This is a genomic window from Pseudalgibacter alginicilyticus (assembly GCF_001310225.1).
In the GTDB taxonomy this organism is placed as follows: Bacteria; Bacteroidota; Bacteroidia; order Flavobacteriales; family Flavobacteriaceae; genus Pseudalgibacter; species Pseudalgibacter alginicilyticus.
In genome coordinates, this window is sequence record NZ_CP012898.1 from 1,833,202 (window position 1) to 1,852,140 (window position 18,939).

The window sequence follows — 18,939 nt, forward strand, 5'->3', positions numbered from 1 at the left end:
TTCTATCAAATGTATGAGAGAAGTTGCATTTATAAAGCAGAATAAAGATAAATGGTTAAGTTTTGAAACAGCCATTTTTAATAATAATTTTAAAAATCCTGACGAATTAGCTTCGCAGTACATTCAACTTATAAATGATTTAGCCTACGCACAAACCTTTTATCCGAAAAGTAAAGTAATTGTTTATTTAAATCAATTAGCTGCTAAAGGGTTTCAGAAAATTTATAAAACCAAACGTGAAGACTCTAATAGGATTTTAAGTTTTTGGATAACAGAAGTCCCTTTGATTATGTATCAATATAGGAAATATGTTTATATCACTTTTGCTATTTTTTCACTATTTATTTTTATTGGCATTATTTCTGCTGCCAATGATGGTGAATTTGTACGCTCCATTTTAGGTGATCAATATGTAAATATGACCTTAGAAAACATAGAAAATGGTGACCCAGTTGCTGTTTACAAAAGCGGGAGTAATTGGGGGAGTTTTATTGGAATTACTGCAAATAATTTAAAAGTAGGTATTATGGCCTTTATTTTAGGAGTTTTTGGAGGTATAGGTACGGTTTATATTCTTTTTAAAAATGGTATTATGCTCGGGTCTTTTCAGTATTTCTTCTATGAAAAAAATGTGTTTTGGGAAAGTGTTCGTGGCATTTGGATACATGGTTCCATGGAAATTTTCGCTATTGTTATTGAAGCAGCCGCAGGACTCATTTTAGGGGCAAGTATTTTATTTCCAGATACCCACTCTAGGATGACTTCATTTAAACAAGGAGCAAAAACAGGTATAAAAATTTTAATAAGCACCTTTCCTTTTACTTTTTTTGCTGGTTTTTTAGAAGGGTTTGTTACCCGATATTCTAACATCATGCCTAACTGGCTATCAGTGGGCATCATATTAACCACCCTTAGCCTTATAAGTTACTACTATCTCATTTATCCTTTTAAAGCTCATAAAAAATGGCAGTATAACATTTTAAATCCATCATTTTAAATGTTAAAAAAAAGCCTTCTAATTTTAAGCCTTTTTTCGTACTTCTGTTTTCAGAGTGGTATTGTATTGGCACAACAACCAACTAACAGCAACTTATTTGATGATGATTTCAAAAAACGCTATACTGGACGAAAATATAATTATGAAGGCAAAGAAGTGATTGGATACACGCCAGAAGGAAAAGGTGAAATTGCAGATTATAAAAATGAAAAAAATCGAATTAAAGAAAAAAATAACGAAAATCAACTATCTATAAATTTAGGCCCTCTTGGCTGGATATTTATCTTAATTTTATTGGTGGCCATAGCCTATTTTATTTTTATATTATTAAATGAAGGAAGTGGAGGATGGTTTTCAAAACGTCAGCAACAAAAACTTAACAACAATAGCGATATTACTTCCAAAAATATAGAAAATACAGATATTCAATTACTTATAAATCATGCCGAAAACAATCACAATTACCGTATGGCTATTCGTTATTATTATCTTTTAGTTTTAAAAACCTTAAGCCTAAAAAATCATATAAAAATTGAAGATGATAAAACCAACGCAGATTATCTTAACGAAATAAACACCTCTCCTTTTTTTAAAAAATTCAACTATATTTCATACATCTACAATTACACTTGGTATGGTGAATTTGAAGTAAACACTGCGCAATACAACGTAGCAAAATCCAATTTCACTAACCTTATAAACAGCATTAAATAATGAAAAAATTAGTCTCTGTTTTCATTATTATAGGCATTATAATAGGCCTCGCTTTTCTACTTGACATTCAGTTTACAAAAACAGTAGATTGGGAAGAATCATTTGACGAAAAAAGTAATAAACCTTATGGTATAAGTATTTTTTACAAAGAGTTATCTAATATTTTTAAAGACCAAAAAATACGAACAGTTTACCACACACCATACAGTTATCTATACGCCAATTCTGAGGATGGTTATGGTGAACATGTAGCAAAAGGCAATTATATTATTATTGGAAACTCAACTTATTTAGACTACGATTCTGTTAATGAGTTGCTCCATTTTGCTGATTTAGGTAATACCGTTTTTATTTCCGATTATTATCTACCCGAAACTTTAACAGATACTTTAAAATTAAATATAGATTATATTTTAAATGAACGAGATAGTGTTTCTAAATTATCATTTAAATCTCAAAAACTAAAACAAAACCATACGGTTATTGACAGAAATGAAGGCGATTTCTATTTTTCAAATTTTAATAGAAAAAACTATCATATTTTAGGTTATACCAAAACCAACTCTAAACGCGTCAACTTTTTAGGAGTTCCTTTCGGAACAGGTAATATCTATCTGCATTTGCAACCTAAAATATTCACCAACTACAATCTGTTAAAAGACAAACGCTACCAATATGTTGAAGGCATTTTATCCTATTTACCCAATGACGCTATTTATTTTGATTCGTACACAAAAACGTACACCGCTTATGATGGTGATGTAGAACCAAACTCTGATTTAGGTTGGTTTTTAAATCAAACTTCATTTAGTTGGGCTTGGTACACCGCATTAATTCTAATCTTACTGTTTATTATTTTTAATGCAAAACGTAGACAACGTATTATTAAAACCATTAAACCACTTCAAAACACTACAGTACTTTTTGTTAAAACCATTTCTAACTTATACTTTGAAACACAAGACCATAAAAACCTCATTGAAAAAAAAATAACATATTTTTTAGAACATGTTAGAACTGATTTAAAATTAGACACATCAGATTTAAACGAAGAATTCATGAATAAACTAACTGCTAAATCTGGCAAGAAAAAAGAAGAAATCACACAATTAATCAATTATATAAAATGGTTAAAAAGCAAAAACGAATTTGCCGAATTAAACCTCATTACGCTTAACAAACATATAGAAGCATTTTATTCTAAATAATTATGGACGAAATTAATAACCCAAAAAATCATGAGGATTATCAGCCAAAACCTGATATAACCCCTGCATCTAATTTTGATGCTACAAAAGAAAACTCATCAGACATACATTTTCAAAACAGATTAAATTTATCTGAACTTCAACAAAACGTGCTACAAATAAAACAAGAAGTAGGCAAAGTAATTGTAGGTCAAAAAGACATGATAGATATGCTTATTGCCGCACTTTTAGCCAAAGGACACGCTTTAATTGAAGGTGTTCCTGGCGTTGCAAAAACCATTACAGCCAAACTTTTAGCAACATCTTTAAATGTTGATTTTAGTAGAATCCAATTCACACCCGATTTAATGCCTAGTGATATTTTAGGAACCTCTATTTTCAATTTAAAAGATTCTGAATTTGAATTTAAAAAAGGACCTATTTTTTCAAATATGGTACTTATTGACGAAATAAACAGGGCACCTGCAAAAACGCAAGCGGCTCTTTTTGAAGTCATGGAAGAACAACAAATAACCATTGATGGGTATAAATATCAATTAGACTCGCCTTTTATGGTAATAGCTACTCAAAACCCTATTGAACAAGAGGGCACGTATAGATTACCCGAAGCACAGTTAGACCGATTTTTATTTAAAATAGATGTTAATTATCCTAATTTAGAAGAAGAAATAGATATTATCACGCGAGAACATACGTTAAAAGATGCCTTAAAAACAGATGCCATCACCTCTTTTTTAACAGGTGAGCAAATTAAAACGTATCAAAACCTGACAACCCAAGTTTTGGTTGAGACTCACTTACTAAAATATATTGCCCAATTAATATTAGCCACTAGAAATAACCCATTTTTGTATTTAGGAGCATCACCAAGAGCATCTATAGCCATATTAAAAGCCAGTAAAGCCTTTGCCGCAATAAATGGACGCGATTTTGTTACCCCTGAAGATATAAAACGAGCTGCAACTCCTGTTTTACACCACCGCGTTATTGTTACGCCTGAGCGTGAAATGGAAGGCATGACAACTAAAGATGTCATTAAACAAATTATTGAAACGGTAGAAATACCACGATAAACCCATAGAAAATTGAAATTCCTTAAACCATTCTACATACAACCTTATTTTTTTTACACTGGCATTGGCATCGTGGTGCTTTTTGGTTTAAGCTATTTTGTCCCCATATTTTTTATCATAGCCCAGATATCTATCTTCATTTTATTAGCACTCTTTTTATTGGATGTACTAATTATTTTTATGGGAAAAAACAAATTAGAAGCCGAACGGATTGTTCCTGAAAAATTTTCAAATAGTGATAAAAATCAAATTAATATTAACATTCGCAACCATTATAACATCAACATAAAGCTTGAAATTATTGATGAAATTCCTGAGCAATTTCAAATCAGAGATTTTAAATTAAAAAAATCTATTACATCAAAAAAATCAAAAACCATTACCTACCAATTGCAACCTTTTGAACGTGGCGAATACCATTTTGGATCTTTAAATATATATGCCAGTTCTATTTTAGGATTAATTGCCAAACGCTATACTTTTGGAAAGAACAAAATGGTACCTACCTATCCTAGTTTTAAACAGTTACGGAAATTTGAATTACTAAACATTAATAAAAACACCCTACAATATGGCCTAAAAAAGGTAAGACGATTAGGGCACACCATGGAATTTGAGCAAATTAAAGATTATGTGTTAGGGGATGATTTACGTACCATAAATTGGAAAGCCACAGCTAAGAAGAACAGCTTGATGGTTAATCAGTTTCAGGATGAAAAATCGCAAACTGTATATTCCATTATTGATAAAGGGCGTATTATGAAGATGCCATTTGATAAATTAAGCCTATTAGATTACGCTATAAATGCCACGCTAATTATCAGTAGTTTGGTTTTAAAAAAACAAGATAAAGCTGGTATGTTTTCATTTTCTAAAAAGGTTGAAAATATGGTAGTAGCAGAACGTCGAACTTCTCAAATGCGTCTAATTTTAGAAAACCTATACAACGTCAGTACAGATTATTTTGAAAGTGACTATAGCAGGCTTTACACCAGTATTAAACAATACATCCCTCATAGGAGCTTACTACTTTTATACACCAATTTTGAAACATTAGATGGTTTACATAGGCAACTCCCTTATTTAAAAGCTATAGCAAAAAATCATTTATTAATAATAATTTTCTTTAAAAACACCGAACTCAATTCTATGGTTAGTGAAAAAGCAGAAACTATACAACATGTTTATGACAAAGTAATTGCTGAAAAATTTGCTTTTGAAAAACGGCTTATCGTTAACGAGTTAAAAAAATACGGTATTTATTCCATTTTAACCACGCCTCAAAACTTAACGATTAACACCATTAATAAATACTTAGAAATAAAAGCTAGAGGATTAATATAAGCGCTATCAATTCAACATTTTTAGTTTTTCTAAAACTAATTTAGATGTTGGTTTTAATTTTAATGCTTTATTATATTCCTTTTTTGCACTATCAAAATCTAAAATTCCAGTATAATAATCTCCCAAACTCATGTAAGCATTTATACTATTTGAGTAATATTTTTGATTTATTTTAAAAAGCTGAACGGCTTGTCTTGTTTTTTGTGTTCTGATACAATACTTTGCTATATCATCAATTACAGATTCGTTAGGAAGAAATTCATAACCTATTTCATTATTAAATTCGTTAAAAGATTCTACCAATAATTCTGGTTGAATCGCAATTTTTTTCACATCAAGCTGGTAACCTTCAAAAATATATCTCAAACCATAATATTCGCTTGGTAACGAAACGGTTCCATGATCATCGTCATCAAAAAACCTATAGGTCCATTTTAATAAACTATTCGGATGCTTTTCTAATTCCTTCTTTACTGAAATAATCGCTTTTTGAATTTGAATATCATCGTCAAGAATAGCAGTATTATTAGCCTGTGCTATATACAACCGTTTTCCCTTTAAATTTAAATCATCTAATTCAGTTCTTATTTTATTTAATATATATTCGTTATCCCACCAAACACTTGGATCTATAGCAATATACGCATTAAATAATTGAGGCTTTGTTAATAATGTATTAAACACTGCAAGTCCTCCAAAAGAATGACCTATCAAGGTTTTATACCCATTGGTTCTGTATTTTTTATTTATTTCTGGTATTAGTTCTGATGCAACAAATTCTAAAAATTTTTCATTACCACCTGTATTTGAAAAAACAAATCCTTTTTCGGTTTGAGGTTTACTTACTTCGGTAGGTGTTAAATCTCTGCTTCTATTTTCTGATGTTAAAACACCTACATAAATCATATGAGGTAATGATGCATATGGCCCAATACTTAAAAAATCTTGAATTCCTGTTAATGAATGAAAATGTCTTTCTCCATCTAAAAAATAAACAACGGGATACTTTTCTGGAGCATATATAGTATCATTATAGTTAGGCGGTAAATAAATCCAATAATTACGATTCTCATCCAAAACCGACGAAAAAAATGAATGTTTTTCACCAATTTCAATCTTAGCTTGACCAAATGTTTTAAAAACAGTAATACATACTATTAATATATACAGCAGTTTTTTCATTTTACGAGTAGTTATTTTTAAGCCACAATACGCTTGTTTTTTTTGCGTCTTCCCCACCAAATTAAAAATCCAGTAACAGATAGTGATGTGGCAATTATTCCAGTTAAAAAAGTTATTAATTTACCTATTTGTCCCCACCACTGCCCCATATGGAGCTGCCAAACAATATTCTCAGTTTTTTCATGAATGATTTGTTCTGGTGCTAATTTTATTTTTTCGCCAGTATACTTATCATATATCGTGAAATCTAAATTTTCTATACTTTTAAGGCCTGGTTTTCCTGAATTCAACATATAAACCCCTTCTTTCTCCAAGTTAAAAACCCATGAATTAACTGCATTTTTTTCAGGGTATTCTTCTTGCAAAGCCTTGTATGCATAGGTTACCAAATCTTTAGCAACTCGTGTACTATCAGACTTAGGCAATTGCTCATGAACATCAATAGAATTACCTCCTGAAACTTTAACAGTAAAATCCATTAATGGATGAAAAAAAATAATAAGCCCCGTTGCACTAAGTATTATAGAAGATGGTAAAGAATAAAACCCAAGCACATTATGTAAATCATAATTTAGTCGTTTAAATTTTGCTTTCCATTTAATATTAAAACTAGCTTGTCGAGTCGTTTTATTCCATTTTTTCGGCCACCACAAAATGAGCCCCGTTACGCACCCTATTAAGAAAATAATAGTAGAAATTATTACAATCCAACCTCCAACAGATCCTGCGAGTAATTCTGCATGCAAGTGTGCCACAACATAAAAAAAGTAAATTGTACTATCTTCTTTTATGATTGCTCCTGTGTAAGGATTCATATAAATCATTAAAAGCGTTTTTTCTTTTATGTTAAATACACGAAGCCTTAAGCTACGCTCTGGGTCTTTATAAAATACAATTTCGGAAATACGATAATTTGGATTTTGGTTTTCAATCTGTTTGAAAATTTTATCATGAGTAATTCTATGTTCCTGAGGTGTAACATAAAGTGCTTCACCTGCTGAAAAATCCATAATTTCATCACAATAAACAATAATAGTACCTGTAAAACAGACAAATAACACAATTATACCAGCTACTAAACTAGGCCATAAATGCACCCACGCTACTATTCGTTGAAATAAGTTTTTTGATTTTTTTTTACCCATTTTTATAAACTTAAAAAAAGGACAAAAACTAATTTCGTCCCTTAATCGACTATATACTTTATTTTAATACTTACCAATTTAAGCCAATTTCTATATTTTGCTTAAAAAAGTTAATAAGTAAGACGGTTAATATTTGAAGTAGGTTTCGTTAAAAAATAAAAGAGAACATGAGGCATCACGTTCTCTTTTATTAAGTTAATTTCAAAAAACACTATAAAACAAACCAACTTTAATATTTAATGGTTTTTGCGGAATACCATAACCATTGTAATATTCTTTATCAAGAAGGTTATCTGCTTTTAAATTTATTTTATACTTCCCTTTTTTGTAAAACACTGTAGCGTCAACAGTTGTAAAAGCATCTGAACTAAAATTATTGGCGGTACTGTTATAAATTTCACTCATATGATTAGCACCCAATCCAAAACCTAAGCCTTTTGTTTTCCCTTTTAAAACTTGGTAGCTTAACCAAAAATCCCAAACGGTTTCAGGTGTATAACTTAAACTGTTTCCTAAAACTGCTTCATCACCAAAACTAACTTTTTCTAAAGTAGCATTGTTTTTGGTATAACCAGCTACAATATTTAAACCTGGTACTGGATTTGCAATAAGATCAATTTCAAAACCTTTGCTTAATGTTTCTCCTGTTTGTGAACTAATTCCATTTTCATCAACAATAATATCATTATCAATACTAATATTGTAGTAACTAATTGTACTTAACAATCTACCATTAAAGAAATCTAATTTTGTACCAATTTCAACTTGTTTTGCTCGCTCTGGATCCCAAGTAATAATTTCCCCATTACCATTATCAGATGGCGCATTATTGTTAAGCCCATCCATATAATTTACAAACAAAGATGCTCTATCATTAAAGGGATTGTATGCAACACCAAGTTTTGTACTTAATGCATTTTGATTGTATCCGTTAGATGCTTCAACCCCATTTGAAATTGTATTATCTGCCATAAAACGATCGAAACGTAAACCTCCTGTTAAAGTTAATTGTTTGTTTATAGTTATGGCATCAAAAGCATAAAATCCTAAAGTTTGAAATTTAGTTATTGTCTTATTCTTTGTTCCGTCGGCAATATTTGCTTCAAATTGTTCATTTGTAAGACCTGTAATTACAGGATTTGTAGTATCAACTGCCTCTATTGCATTCCAAACTCCAGTACGTTGTGTGTCATCTAAATTATTTAGATAACTAAACCCTGTAACAAATTTATTGTCAATTTTATCACCTTCAATAACATTTAAAAAATCTTGTTGAATATGTGTACTTTGTGTTTCTCTTGGGTCATATTGCAAATAATATCTATTAACTGTTGTTTCATCTCCCATAACTACACGTAAATAGTTTGCGTCAGAAAATGAAGAAGCACTTGAAAATGTTGTTTTAGCCGTCCAAGTATTAGACATTTTATAATTTAATAAAGTTTGTAATACTGTTGAAGTATAAAAACCTGCCATACCGTTAGCTCCATAGTTGGTATTATAATCCCAATTTAAATCATCCCAAGAATTTACATCATCAGAAATTAATCCTCCGGATATACCTCTTGCAAAATTTACATTACGTTTACTTTGATTGTATTCTAAATTAGCTTTTACAGTTAGCTTTTCTGACAATTCAAAAGTTAATGAAGGCGCAACCATAAACTCTCTAATAATGCCTTGATCTTGAAAGCTATTCTCGCTATTATAAGCTCCATTAAATCTAAAATAAACATGCTCATTTTCACTTAAAACTGTATTATAATCTAACGTTGCTCTGTTTAAATCCCATCTTCCAGTAACATAACCTATATCAAGCTTTTCTCCATTATATGCTTGTTTTGTCACCTTATTTACAACACCTCCAAAATTAGCTATATTATTAACGTTAGAACCATAAAATAAAGAACCCGGACCTTTTACTAATTCAATTCTTTCAATATTTTGAGGATCAATAGGTGCTTTTACCCAAGCAATTCCACCATTTCTTAAATGCACATCCGATCTAAATCCTCTTAAATAAACACTTACATTACCATCATTAGATTCAACATAGCCACCACCTGTTATACTTTTAAAAGCTGAAGGCAGGTCTGTTGTTATTTGTTCTTTTAACAACGCATTAGTTACTACCGAATACGATTGTGGATTATTGATGTTCTTTAATGGCACTCTTGCTACATATTCTGACTCTTTATGAGCAAATTGATTCAAACGTTCAGCAATAACAATAACCTCCCCCAATTGTTCTTGATTTTCATCTAATTGAATGTTGTTTATTTTAATTTCTGGACTATTTACAACTACGTCTACGGTTTTTTTTTGCATGCCTATTAATGAAAACTCGATAGTATACGTTCCATAAGGAATATTTTTAAACATATAATTCCCTTCTGCATCTGTAATAGTTCCAATTGTAGTAGGTTTAATAACTACATTTATAAAGGATGCAGGGCTACTATCTGATGTTAAAACCTTACCACTAATGTTACTTTTGTTTTGTTGAGCATAGGTTGTGGTTATAAAAAACAATACCGTTATTGTTTTTAAAATTCTTGATACTTTCATAATAATATTCTATTTATGCTTATTAAATTGAATGACCCTTATTTTTTTATAAACTTTTAATGGATCTATTTTTAGTTGTTTTAATTTAGATTAATTATAAATAATCTATATTTTTGTGCAAATCTAAATAAGTAAGCACATTCCATTATAACGTAAAAGGTTTTTTAATCAACGTAAAAAGAAGAAATGAAAACTATATTAAGAAGCCCCATATTTGAAAATAATGTTTTAGTAAAAACATTTGAAAAAGACTTCAAAAGCACTGATTTTAAAGAAAACACAGTTAAAATAGATGATAAATATGGAAAAGGGAATATAATTGAAATTCAATTAAATGGTGTGATAATTTTAATACGAGATTTAAAAATCAACGAACATTCTATAAATGTTTTTCATGATTTTCCTTTTTTTAAATTACAATTTGAAATTGAAGGCTCAAGTCACTACATACCTTTCAATAAATTATCTAAAGAAGTTTACATTCCAAATAACCATTATAATTTATTTTATTTACCTGAAGTTGATGGTGTTTTAAATTACAAAACCAATAACCTTAAAACACTTGAAATAATTTTTACTGAAAATTATATAGAAAAAATAATTGGTAAACGTTATAAAAAAACATTAAACAAATTTGGTATGGCTGTTACTAATAAGAGACCTTTCTTATTATGGAAAAAAAGCAAACCAATACCAACTGAATTACAAGCACATATAAACGAAATAATTAATTGCAAATATACAAAAGACCTAAAAAAACCTTATTTACAAGCTAAAGTGAACGAATTGCTAATATATTTATTAGCTAAAACAAACGAAGAGTACGATAAAAAACCAGACCTTAACTTACCTGAAATAGACTATATAAACATTTTAAAAATTGAAACATATATCAGAAATAATTTAAAAGAACCCCTAACAATTTCAGAACTAGCTTTTGTGGCTGGAATGAATACATCAAAACTTAAACAAGCCTTTAAAATTGTTTTTTCTACTACCATTTTTAAATATATTACCAGACTGAGAATGGAAAAAGCAAAATACCTTATCGAAAAGGAAGCTTATACTATTAATGAAGCATCTTATGAAATAGGATATAAACATGCGCATCATTTTACAACTGCTTTTAAAAAAACATACGGAATTTTACCTAGCAAATTAATTTTAAAATAAAAAGAGCCTCAATATGAGGCTCTTTTTTAATATTATAATGAATACTTACTAAACCGTTTCGCCTAACCAGGCTTTCATCATCCAAACTGTTTTTTCTTGTTCGGTAATAAAATCACTCATCATAGAATTTGTTCCCTCATCATCGGCATCTCCAGATTTATCTAAAATTTGTCTTTCAATTTGCAATAATTTAGCTAAAGAATCTACAATTAATTGTACTGCTTTTTCATCTTCAGATATATTTTTACCCACAGGCACCTCAGCCTTTGCCGAGTAGTCTTCAAACGTATGCAAAGGAGTTTCTCCTAAAGTTAAAATACGCTCTGCTATTTCATCAACTTTTGCGTTAGCATCAGTATAAAGCTCTTCAAATTTTACATGTAAATCAAAAAAACGTTTTCCTTTAATGTTCCAATGAATGCCTCTCAAATTTTGATAATAAATTTGAAAATTAGCCAATAAGCTATTCAAATCTTTTGCCAAATTTTTTGTTTTTTCCGTGTCTAATCCTAAACTATTTAATGTCATGATATTATGTATTTAAATTATCTACTACAAATTTAATCTATAATTAACACTTATTATCATAAATTTTATTGATAGTTTTTATATTTTTATAGTCTAAATTGATACTATGACTATTACACAATTATACTATGTTTTAGCGGTTGCAGAAAACCAAAATTTCACAAAAGCTGCTGAAAAATGTTTTGTTACACAACCCACTCTAAGCATGCAAATCCAGAAACTTGAAGAGCAACTTGAAGTACAGATATTTGATCGGAGCAAGAAACCTATTGAACTAACAGATGTTGGCAGAAAAATTGTTAATCAAGCCCGAAATATTGTTAACGAATCGTATAGAATTCAAGATATCGTAGACCAACAAAAGGGCTTTATTGGCGGTGAATTTAAATTAGGAATTATACCAACGGTTATGCCTACATTACTTCCCATGTTTTTAAAATCTTTTATTAAAAAGCACCCCAAAGTAAAACTCAAAATAGAAGAACTGACAACAGAGGAAATTATAACCAGAATTAATGACGGACATTTAGATGCGGCCATTGCTGCAACTCCACTTGAAAACGAAAACATAAAAGAACGTGTTTTATATTTTGAACCCTTTGTTAGCTACATTCCGAAAAACCACAGATTACACGGTAATAAAAAAATTGAAATTTCAGAATTAGACATTAATGACATGTTACTTCTAGAAGATGGTCACTGTTTTCGCGATGGTGTAATTAATCTATGTAAAGCCTTTAAAAGCAATTCAGAAGATAAATTTCAATTAGAAAGTGGCAGTATTGAAACTCTTATTAAACTTTCTAACGAAGGTTTAGGCATGACTCTTCTACCTTATCTACATACATTAGATATTAACGAAAAGGAAAAAGAAAACCTACATTTCTTTAATGATCCTTCCCCAGCGCGAGAAGTAAGCCTTATTTACCATAAAAGTGAATTAAAAATGCAAATTATTGAAGCCTTACAAGATGTTATTTCAGGTATTATACGTGGAGCTATTACTTTTCAGAATGTAAAAATTATCAGCCCTATAGTTAAATGACATATGGCATTTATCATATTTAATATAAAACAAACTTCTTTCACTTACTAAAATTCAAGAACTAATTAATAAAAAACACTCTTTAAATTTGAAAACCATAAGCGTGCCCATTACAAATTAGCGATATAAAAAAAGCGACAATATTGTCGCTTTTTTTTAACATTTATGGTTTAAGATAAATTAAACACTGATTTAATTCAGGGTTCTGCTGAACAAGAGAATGAATAAATATTTTCAATTCTTCTATCTCATAAGGCAATAAACGCTCCAAGGCTTTTTGCACTTCTCTGCAGAACAGTGTTGCATCAAAACTTACTTTATTAAGAACTGTTTTGGTATACTCAAGCATTGCTCTAGCCATGATTAATGTAGGGATTTGGTTTGTAAAATTTCAAAGTAGTTTTCTTCAATAAAATTCAATTTTGGTTTTTAAAAGTAATTAAAAATTTATAATAAAGTAATGTGAAAACTTATTTTAACAATTAATTAAATATTGAAAATTTTTAACCTCATTAAACTGTTTTTTTGATTAAAAACCAATAATTATCCACTTACTGAAATTATAATTTTGACGAATTAACAATTTATAAATTTAAACAGCAAAACATTTAACCTCTTTTGTCGTCAAAAAACGCATTTTAACTGATTAAATACTATTTTCATCGATTAAATACATTTATTCACGATTACACAACAACAATATTAATATATTTGGTATTCATATTAATTGCTATTAACGCTTCCAATCTCTCTCTAAAAACATGAAGTCTAACCAGTATTTATTGACTCTTTCTGTATTACTACTTTTTAATATCATTTATTCACAAACTGGCCCTGGAGGAGTCGGCAATAACACCTCAAACGGTCTGTGGTTAACTGCTGATAATTTACCCTTAACTAATAACGACTTTGTAGATACTTGGTTTGATGCTTCAGGAAACAATAATCACGCATTTGCTATAACAGACGAACAACCAATATACTTAGCAACAAGTAGCTTAAATAACATGCCTTGCATTCGTATGGATGGTTATAATGATCAATTAGAAATAAACGATGCAAACATATTAGATGGTACAATTGGCATGACACTATTTACTATTTTAAGACCAAATAACCTTAACGGTAACCCACGCGGTATATTAGGCAAAAGAATAACCCACACAACCGATGTTGATTATGCTTACACGTGGTTTTTCCACAATAACAACTACATCAATGTAGACATTAACACCAATAATAATAGATTTAATACACAACCAACAGGATTTTCAAATGCCACAAATTACCTACTCGAAATGAGCTTTGATGGTTCTTTACTTAATCATCAAAGATCAAAAGTTTACAGTGCAGGAAAATTGATTACTGAAAATTATGAATATTCAAACACCATAATAAACAGTGCCTCCAACTTAACAATTGGTGTTTTACCTGGCAACAATTCTTCTTATTTTGGAGCTGATATCGCTGAACTAATACACTATAATTACACACTTAATAACGCTGAACAAATAATAGTAAATAATTATTTATCTGCTAAATACAATATAAACTTAGATTCAGATGATATATACCAACAAGACAACCCTGTCAATGGAGATTTTGATCATAATGTGGCAGGAATAGGCCAAGCATCTGATGGCTCACAACATACCGATTCACAAGGAAGCGGTATAGTACGCATTAGCCATCCATCTTCGTTATCCAATAACGAATTTTTATTTTGGGGAGAGGAAACAAAAATTAAGAACTATAATTTTAGTTCTAATTCCAGCAACTATTCAGAACAGTTGAATTCTAGGTGGCAGATTAGCTCATTGGGTAACCTAGGCTCCGTAACAGTAGCTTTTGATATTAGTAGTATGAACCTATCAGGTATAAACACCTCTTGCTCATATCTACAATTAGTAATAGACAACGATTACAACTTTACATCTCCTGAAAGCGTATATAACTTAAACATAAATGCTTCGGAAACTAAAGCACAAACAATAACTGCTGCTATATTTAATTCAAATGATTATTTCACACTTCGCTACATAGACAAAATTGTTTGGGATGGTTTTAATTTTTTTAATGGCTCTGTATCGGGAACAAATGCACCCAATACTTACGATTCTTGTTTAAAATTAGTCATAAAAGCTGGAACTCCCGCTACCCTTACCGAAAATGCACACGTCAGAGAAATAGAAATTGAATCGGGAGCAACATTAAATGTAGCAGAAGGCATTTTATTAGAAGTTGAAAACGGCATTAAAAATAATGGTAGTATAAATCTTTTTACTGAAGCGCAACTTATACAAAATCACATAGGCTCTAATTTTAATACTGGAACAGGAACCACGACAGTTAAACAACAAGGCACTGGCAACTCATTCAGTTACAACTATTGGAGTTCGCCTGTTAACACCTCTAATGACACGTGGCAAATAGTAAATTTAGAGGACACCAATGGAGTAATACCTTTCATATACGGTGCTTATGCTGCAGATCACACAACTTCCCCTATTACACTAAGTAGCAGATGGCTATACACATTTAATGGGCCAGACGACTATAATACTTGGAAACAAATTGGAATTAACACCAATATAGCACCCGGCATAGGCTACACCATGAAAGGATCAGGAAGCGGTACTAATCAAGAATATATTTTTAGAGGCAAACTAAATAATGGTGATTATACAACACCAATTATAGCACCTGGTAATCAAATTTTAATTGGCAACCCTTACCCATCTGCTTTAGATGCGGATAAATTTATAGCTGAAAACATAGGAGTGATTGATGCTATTTATTTTTGGGAATCTTTTGCTGGAAATAACAGCCATTATTTAGCCAATTATGAAGGCGGATATGCTACGCGCAATATAATGATGGGTACTCATGCAACAATAGATACTTCAGGCTTAACAAGCGGAGAAAACACTGCTGGAATAACCAAACCCGAACCTACTCAATTTATTAGTGTTGGACAAGGCTTTTTTGTAGAATCTACAGCACATACAGACGCAACACTAAACTTCAACAATGGACAGAGGGCCTTTGCCAAAAATTCTAACAATAGTACCATTTTCTATAAAAACAGCAACACTAAAAACCAACAAGTTACTTCCGAGGACACAAGACCTAAATTATGGTTTTCAGTGATAGACCCTAAAGGCTATAAAAAAACCATAGGATTGGGCTATGACACAAACACCACCCTTCAATATGATAGAGCCTACGATACTGAACCATTAAATTATTTAAAAGATTTCTTGTATTGGACATTGGAATCAAAAAAGTTAGTCATCCAAGCCCTCCCTGAAATAAATATTAATGACATTTTACCTTTAGTCATGGAGGTAAGTAGCCCAGGTTTATTTGAATTTTCAATAAGCAAAATGGAAAACATCCCCGATAATTTGAATATTTATTTATTAGACAACCAACAGAATGTTTACTATAGCTTAAGAGACAGTGTAGCACAACTGCTTTTAAATACAAAAGGTACTCAAAATCAATTCTCTATTGTATTTCAAAAACAAAACACATTAGGAGCCATTGAATTTAATAATAATGCTTTTATATCCTACAACGCTAATTTAAAAACCTTAAAATTATATTACAATAAACCTATATCAAACATTAAAAACTTAAGTTTTTATAATACTTTGGGACAAGAAGTGAAACGTATTAAAGCACCAAGTTCTAATTTTATTAATATTTCTCAATTAAATGATGGAGTTTACATTCTTAAAGTTGAAACAAAAAGCGGCACTCTGTTAAGAAGTATCAAATTTGTAAAATATTAACGCCTTTTATTTTTTTTAATTAACTATTTATTTAACTGAAGTAGAAAAACATTAACGTATTGCAATTACTATTAACCTAACCATTTAACTAAATAACACTTTTAAAACCTATTATCACCATCCAACAAATCTCCCAAACCACCTAAGATACTACCTTCACCTTTATCTTTTCCTCCTGCTCTTGGTGCAGACGCTAACACCCTACCAGCTAACCTGCTAAATGGCAAGGATTGTATATAAACTGTTCCAGGGCCTTGAAGCTTAGCAAAAAACAAACCTTCACCTCCAAAAATGGTGTTTTTAATACCTCCAACAAATTCAATATCGTAATCTACAGATTGATCAAAACCAACAATACAACCAGTATCTACCCTTAAAGTTTCTCCCGCTTTGAGTTCTTTCGTAGCCATAGTACCTCCTGCATGCACAAATGCCATACCATCTCCTTCTAATTTCTGCATTATAAAACCTTCACCTCCAAAAAGTCCTCGACCTAATTTTTTAGAAAACTCAATACCAACACTCACACCTTTTGCCGCACACAAAAAAGCATCTTTTTGACAAATAAATTTCCCAGCAAAACGGGTTAAATCTATAGGTATAATTTTACCTGGATATGGAGATGCAAAGCTCACATTACGTTTACCACTCAAATTGTTATAAAATGCTGTCATAAACAAACTCTCACCAGTAAGAATACGCTTTCCAGCTCCTAAAATCTTTCCTAAAAAGCCCGAATCATTTTGTGAGCCATCCCCAAAAATAGTTTCCATTTTTATACCATCATCCATCATCATAAAACTACCAGCTTCGGCAACAACACCTTCTTGTGGATCCAGCTCTATTTCAACATATTGCATTTCTTCACCATAAATTCTATAGTCTATTTCGTGTGCAGTCATTTTTTAATATTTTAAAAGTTTATCTATTTATTGGTTTAGAATTAGCTTGTTTTGTTACAAAAAAAACAAGATTAATTTGCTTAACATGAATATACTAATTAAGTTTTTACTTTTATACTCCACTCAAAATTAAAATTAGAAACTTGAATTCCTGCTTCATTGACTCCAATAGATTGCATCCAAAAAGTTTGCCCTTCACCTGTTTTAATAGCAGTACTTAAAACATCTTCAATCAATTTACCATCAATACAAGTAAACGTAATTTTACCCGTTGCCTTTTTCGTAAAATTACCATTATTGTTAGCAACAAGCATAGAAATATTTTTACCACTTTCTTTTATCTTACCCAAAACTAAAGCTCCTGTAGCTAATTCTGCAGCCATACCTTGTACTGCCCAAAACATGGACTTAAATGGATTTTGATTAATCCATTTGTGTTTGACAACAACGATACACTTTTGGTCATCAATATATTTTACACGTACCCCACTAAAATAAGCAGACGGTAATTTGAACATATTAAAAGTATTTATTTTACCAGGACTTAAAACCATATTTCTTATTTTTTCACCTAATGTATTGAAAAAAAACGACTCTATTAAATGTTAATTTTATGTTAAAAATTAGTACTATGCGTAACAAAGTACCTTTTTTAAGACATATATTTGCATAAGAAACTATTATATGTTTTAATCATGCCCAATAACCATCAAAAAAATATTGCCACTTTTATACATTTATCAATATTCAGTAAATTTATTATTCCTTTTGGAAATTTTATTGGTCCGGTTGTTTTATGGGCTGCAAACAAAGACAAATCTGAGTATATAAACAACCATGGTAAACAAGCCATTAATTTTCAAATAAGCATCTTACTTTATACTTTAATAATAGGTCTGTTAACCCTACCATTTTTTCTATACAATCTGTTTCCAATAAGTAATTTTTTAAATTTCAATGAAGTAGTTAATTTTGAAATGAATGTCCACAAACTGAACTCTTTATTTCTCATGGCTGGCGGATTAGCCATTTTGGCCTTGTTAGGATTCATTTTAGAATTCATTTTAATTATAATAGCCAGTTTGAAAGCACGAGATGGCCAACTATATAAATACCCATTTACTATAAATTTTTTAAAATAATTTCATCAATATAATCATCAAATCAGTCAAAAAATGAACAGTTTAAAAGAATTAAAATGTATTAGAACATAAAATAAACTCCTAAAAGTTAATGTTCAACATGAAGTTTAAAGCAAATTAC

16 protein-coding genes are annotated in these 18,939 nt (G+C 30.3%); 9 read left to right on the top strand and 7 right to left on the bottom strand.

What is annotated here, in order from left to right; all coding sequences use genetic code 11:
* Positions 1-13: 13 nt before the first annotated feature.
* The 5 genes from APS56_RS07630 to APS56_RS07650 are packed head-to-tail and all read left to right on the top strand — an operon-like array spanning position 14 to position 5,336.
* Positions 14-997, top strand: coding sequence for a stage II sporulation protein M (locus APS56_RS07630; protein WP_054726841.1), 984 nt, complete (start codon positions 14-16; stop codon positions 995-997).
* Positions 998-1,711, top strand: a complete 714-nt coding sequence (locus tag APS56_RS07635) for a hypothetical protein (protein ID WP_054726843.1) — start codon at positions 998-1,000, stop codon at positions 1,709-1,711.
* Positions 1,711-2,919 carry a DUF4350 domain-containing protein gene (locus tag APS56_RS07640; protein WP_054726845.1) on the top strand — a complete coding sequence of 403 codons (1,209 nt, stop codon included), beginning with the start codon at positions 1,711-1,713 and terminating at the stop codon, positions 2,917-2,919. The genes APS56_RS07635 and APS56_RS07640 overlap by 1 nt, the downstream gene beginning before the upstream one ends.
* 2 nt (positions 2,920-2,921) lie before the next feature.
* Complete coding sequence (locus tag APS56_RS07645; protein ID WP_082379295.1) at positions 2,922-3,992, top strand: AAA family ATPase; 1,071 nt, start codon at positions 2,922-2,924, stop codon at positions 3,990-3,992.
* A gap of 12 nt (positions 3,993-4,004) precedes the next feature.
* Complete coding sequence (locus tag APS56_RS07650; RefSeq protein ID WP_054726847.1) at positions 4,005-5,336, top strand: DUF58 domain-containing protein; 1,332 nt, start codon at positions 4,005-4,007, stop codon at positions 5,334-5,336.
* Between the two features lie 6 nt (positions 5,337-5,342).
* On the opposite strand, the gene APS56_RS07655 is transcribed toward APS56_RS07650, so the two are convergent.
* The 3 genes from APS56_RS07655 to APS56_RS07665 all read right to left on the bottom strand — a co-directional run bounded on the left by APS56_RS07655 (position 5,343) and on the right by APS56_RS07665 (position 10,231).
* Positions 5,343-6,518: an alpha/beta hydrolase-fold protein gene (locus APS56_RS07655; RefSeq protein ID WP_054726848.1), complete on the bottom strand. Its 1,176-nt coding sequence runs from the start codon at positions 6,516-6,518 to the stop codon at positions 5,343-5,345.
* A gap of 17 nt (positions 6,519-6,535) precedes the next feature.
* Positions 6,536-7,663 carry a PepSY-associated TM helix domain-containing protein gene (locus APS56_RS07660; protein ID WP_054726850.1) on the bottom strand — a complete coding sequence of 376 codons (1,128 nt, stop codon included), beginning with the start codon at positions 7,661-7,663 and terminating at the stop codon, positions 6,536-6,538.
* A 201-nt stretch (positions 7,664-7,864) separates the two neighbouring features.
* Positions 7,865-10,231, bottom strand: coding sequence for a TonB-dependent receptor (locus APS56_RS07665; RefSeq protein WP_054726852.1), 2,367 nt, complete (start codon positions 10,229-10,231; stop codon positions 7,865-7,867).
* A gap of 186 nt (positions 10,232-10,417) precedes the next feature.
* Here APS56_RS07665 and APS56_RS07670 point away from each other — a divergent pair, with 186 nt between their 5' ends.
* On the top strand, positions 10,418-11,404 hold the full coding sequence (locus tag APS56_RS07670) for a helix-turn-helix transcriptional regulator (RefSeq protein WP_054726855.1): 987 nt from the start codon (positions 10,418-10,420) through the stop codon (positions 11,402-11,404).
* A gap of 48 nt (positions 11,405-11,452) precedes the next feature.
* Here the strand turns inward: APS56_RS07670 and APS56_RS07675 are convergent, their stop codons facing one another.
* Entirely contained in the window at positions 11,453-11,932 is a 480-nt protein-coding gene (locus APS56_RS07675; protein ID WP_054726857.1) for a Dps family protein, read from the bottom strand.
* A 106-nt stretch (positions 11,933-12,038) separates the two neighbouring features.
* Here APS56_RS07675 and APS56_RS07680 point away from each other — a divergent pair, with 106 nt between their 5' ends.
* Positions 12,039-12,977 (top strand): LysR substrate-binding domain-containing protein, encoded by a 939-nt coding sequence (locus tag APS56_RS07680; RefSeq protein ID WP_054726859.1) that lies wholly within the window; start codon positions 12,039-12,041, stop codon positions 12,975-12,977.
* 163 nt (positions 12,978-13,140) lie between these two features.
* On the opposite strand, the gene APS56_RS07685 is transcribed toward APS56_RS07680, so the two are convergent.
* On the bottom strand, positions 13,141-13,338 hold the full coding sequence (locus APS56_RS07685; protein WP_054726861.1) for a hypothetical protein: 198 nt from the start codon (positions 13,336-13,338) through the stop codon (positions 13,141-13,143).
* Between the two features lie 400 nt (positions 13,339-13,738).
* On the opposite strand from APS56_RS07685, the gene APS56_RS07690 reads away from it, so the two are divergent.
* A complete protein-coding gene (locus APS56_RS07690; RefSeq protein ID WP_054726863.1) occupies positions 13,739-16,774 on the top strand; it encodes a DUF8693 domain-containing protein in 3,036 nt (1,011 codons plus the stop codon).
* 101 nt (positions 16,775-16,875) lie between these two features.
* On the opposite strand, the gene APS56_RS07695 is transcribed toward APS56_RS07690, so the two are convergent.
* Both APS56_RS07695 and APS56_RS07700 read right to left on the bottom strand, forming a co-directional pair.
* Positions 16,876-17,676, bottom strand: a complete 801-nt coding sequence (locus APS56_RS07695) for a TIGR00266 family protein (RefSeq protein ID WP_054726865.1) — start codon at positions 17,674-17,676, stop codon at positions 16,876-16,878.
* Positions 17,677-17,774: 98 nt separating this feature from the next.
* Positions 17,775-18,230, bottom strand: coding sequence for a DUF4442 domain-containing protein (locus APS56_RS07700; RefSeq protein WP_054726867.1), 456 nt, complete (start codon positions 18,228-18,230; stop codon positions 17,775-17,777).
* A gap of 141 nt (positions 18,231-18,371) precedes the next feature.
* On the opposite strand from APS56_RS07700, the gene APS56_RS07705 reads away from it, so the two are divergent.
* Complete coding sequence (locus tag APS56_RS07705; RefSeq protein WP_054726869.1) at positions 18,372-18,818, top strand: DUF4870 domain-containing protein; 447 nt, start codon at positions 18,372-18,374, stop codon at positions 18,816-18,818.
* The last annotated feature ends 121 nt before the right edge of the window (positions 18,819-18,939 follow it).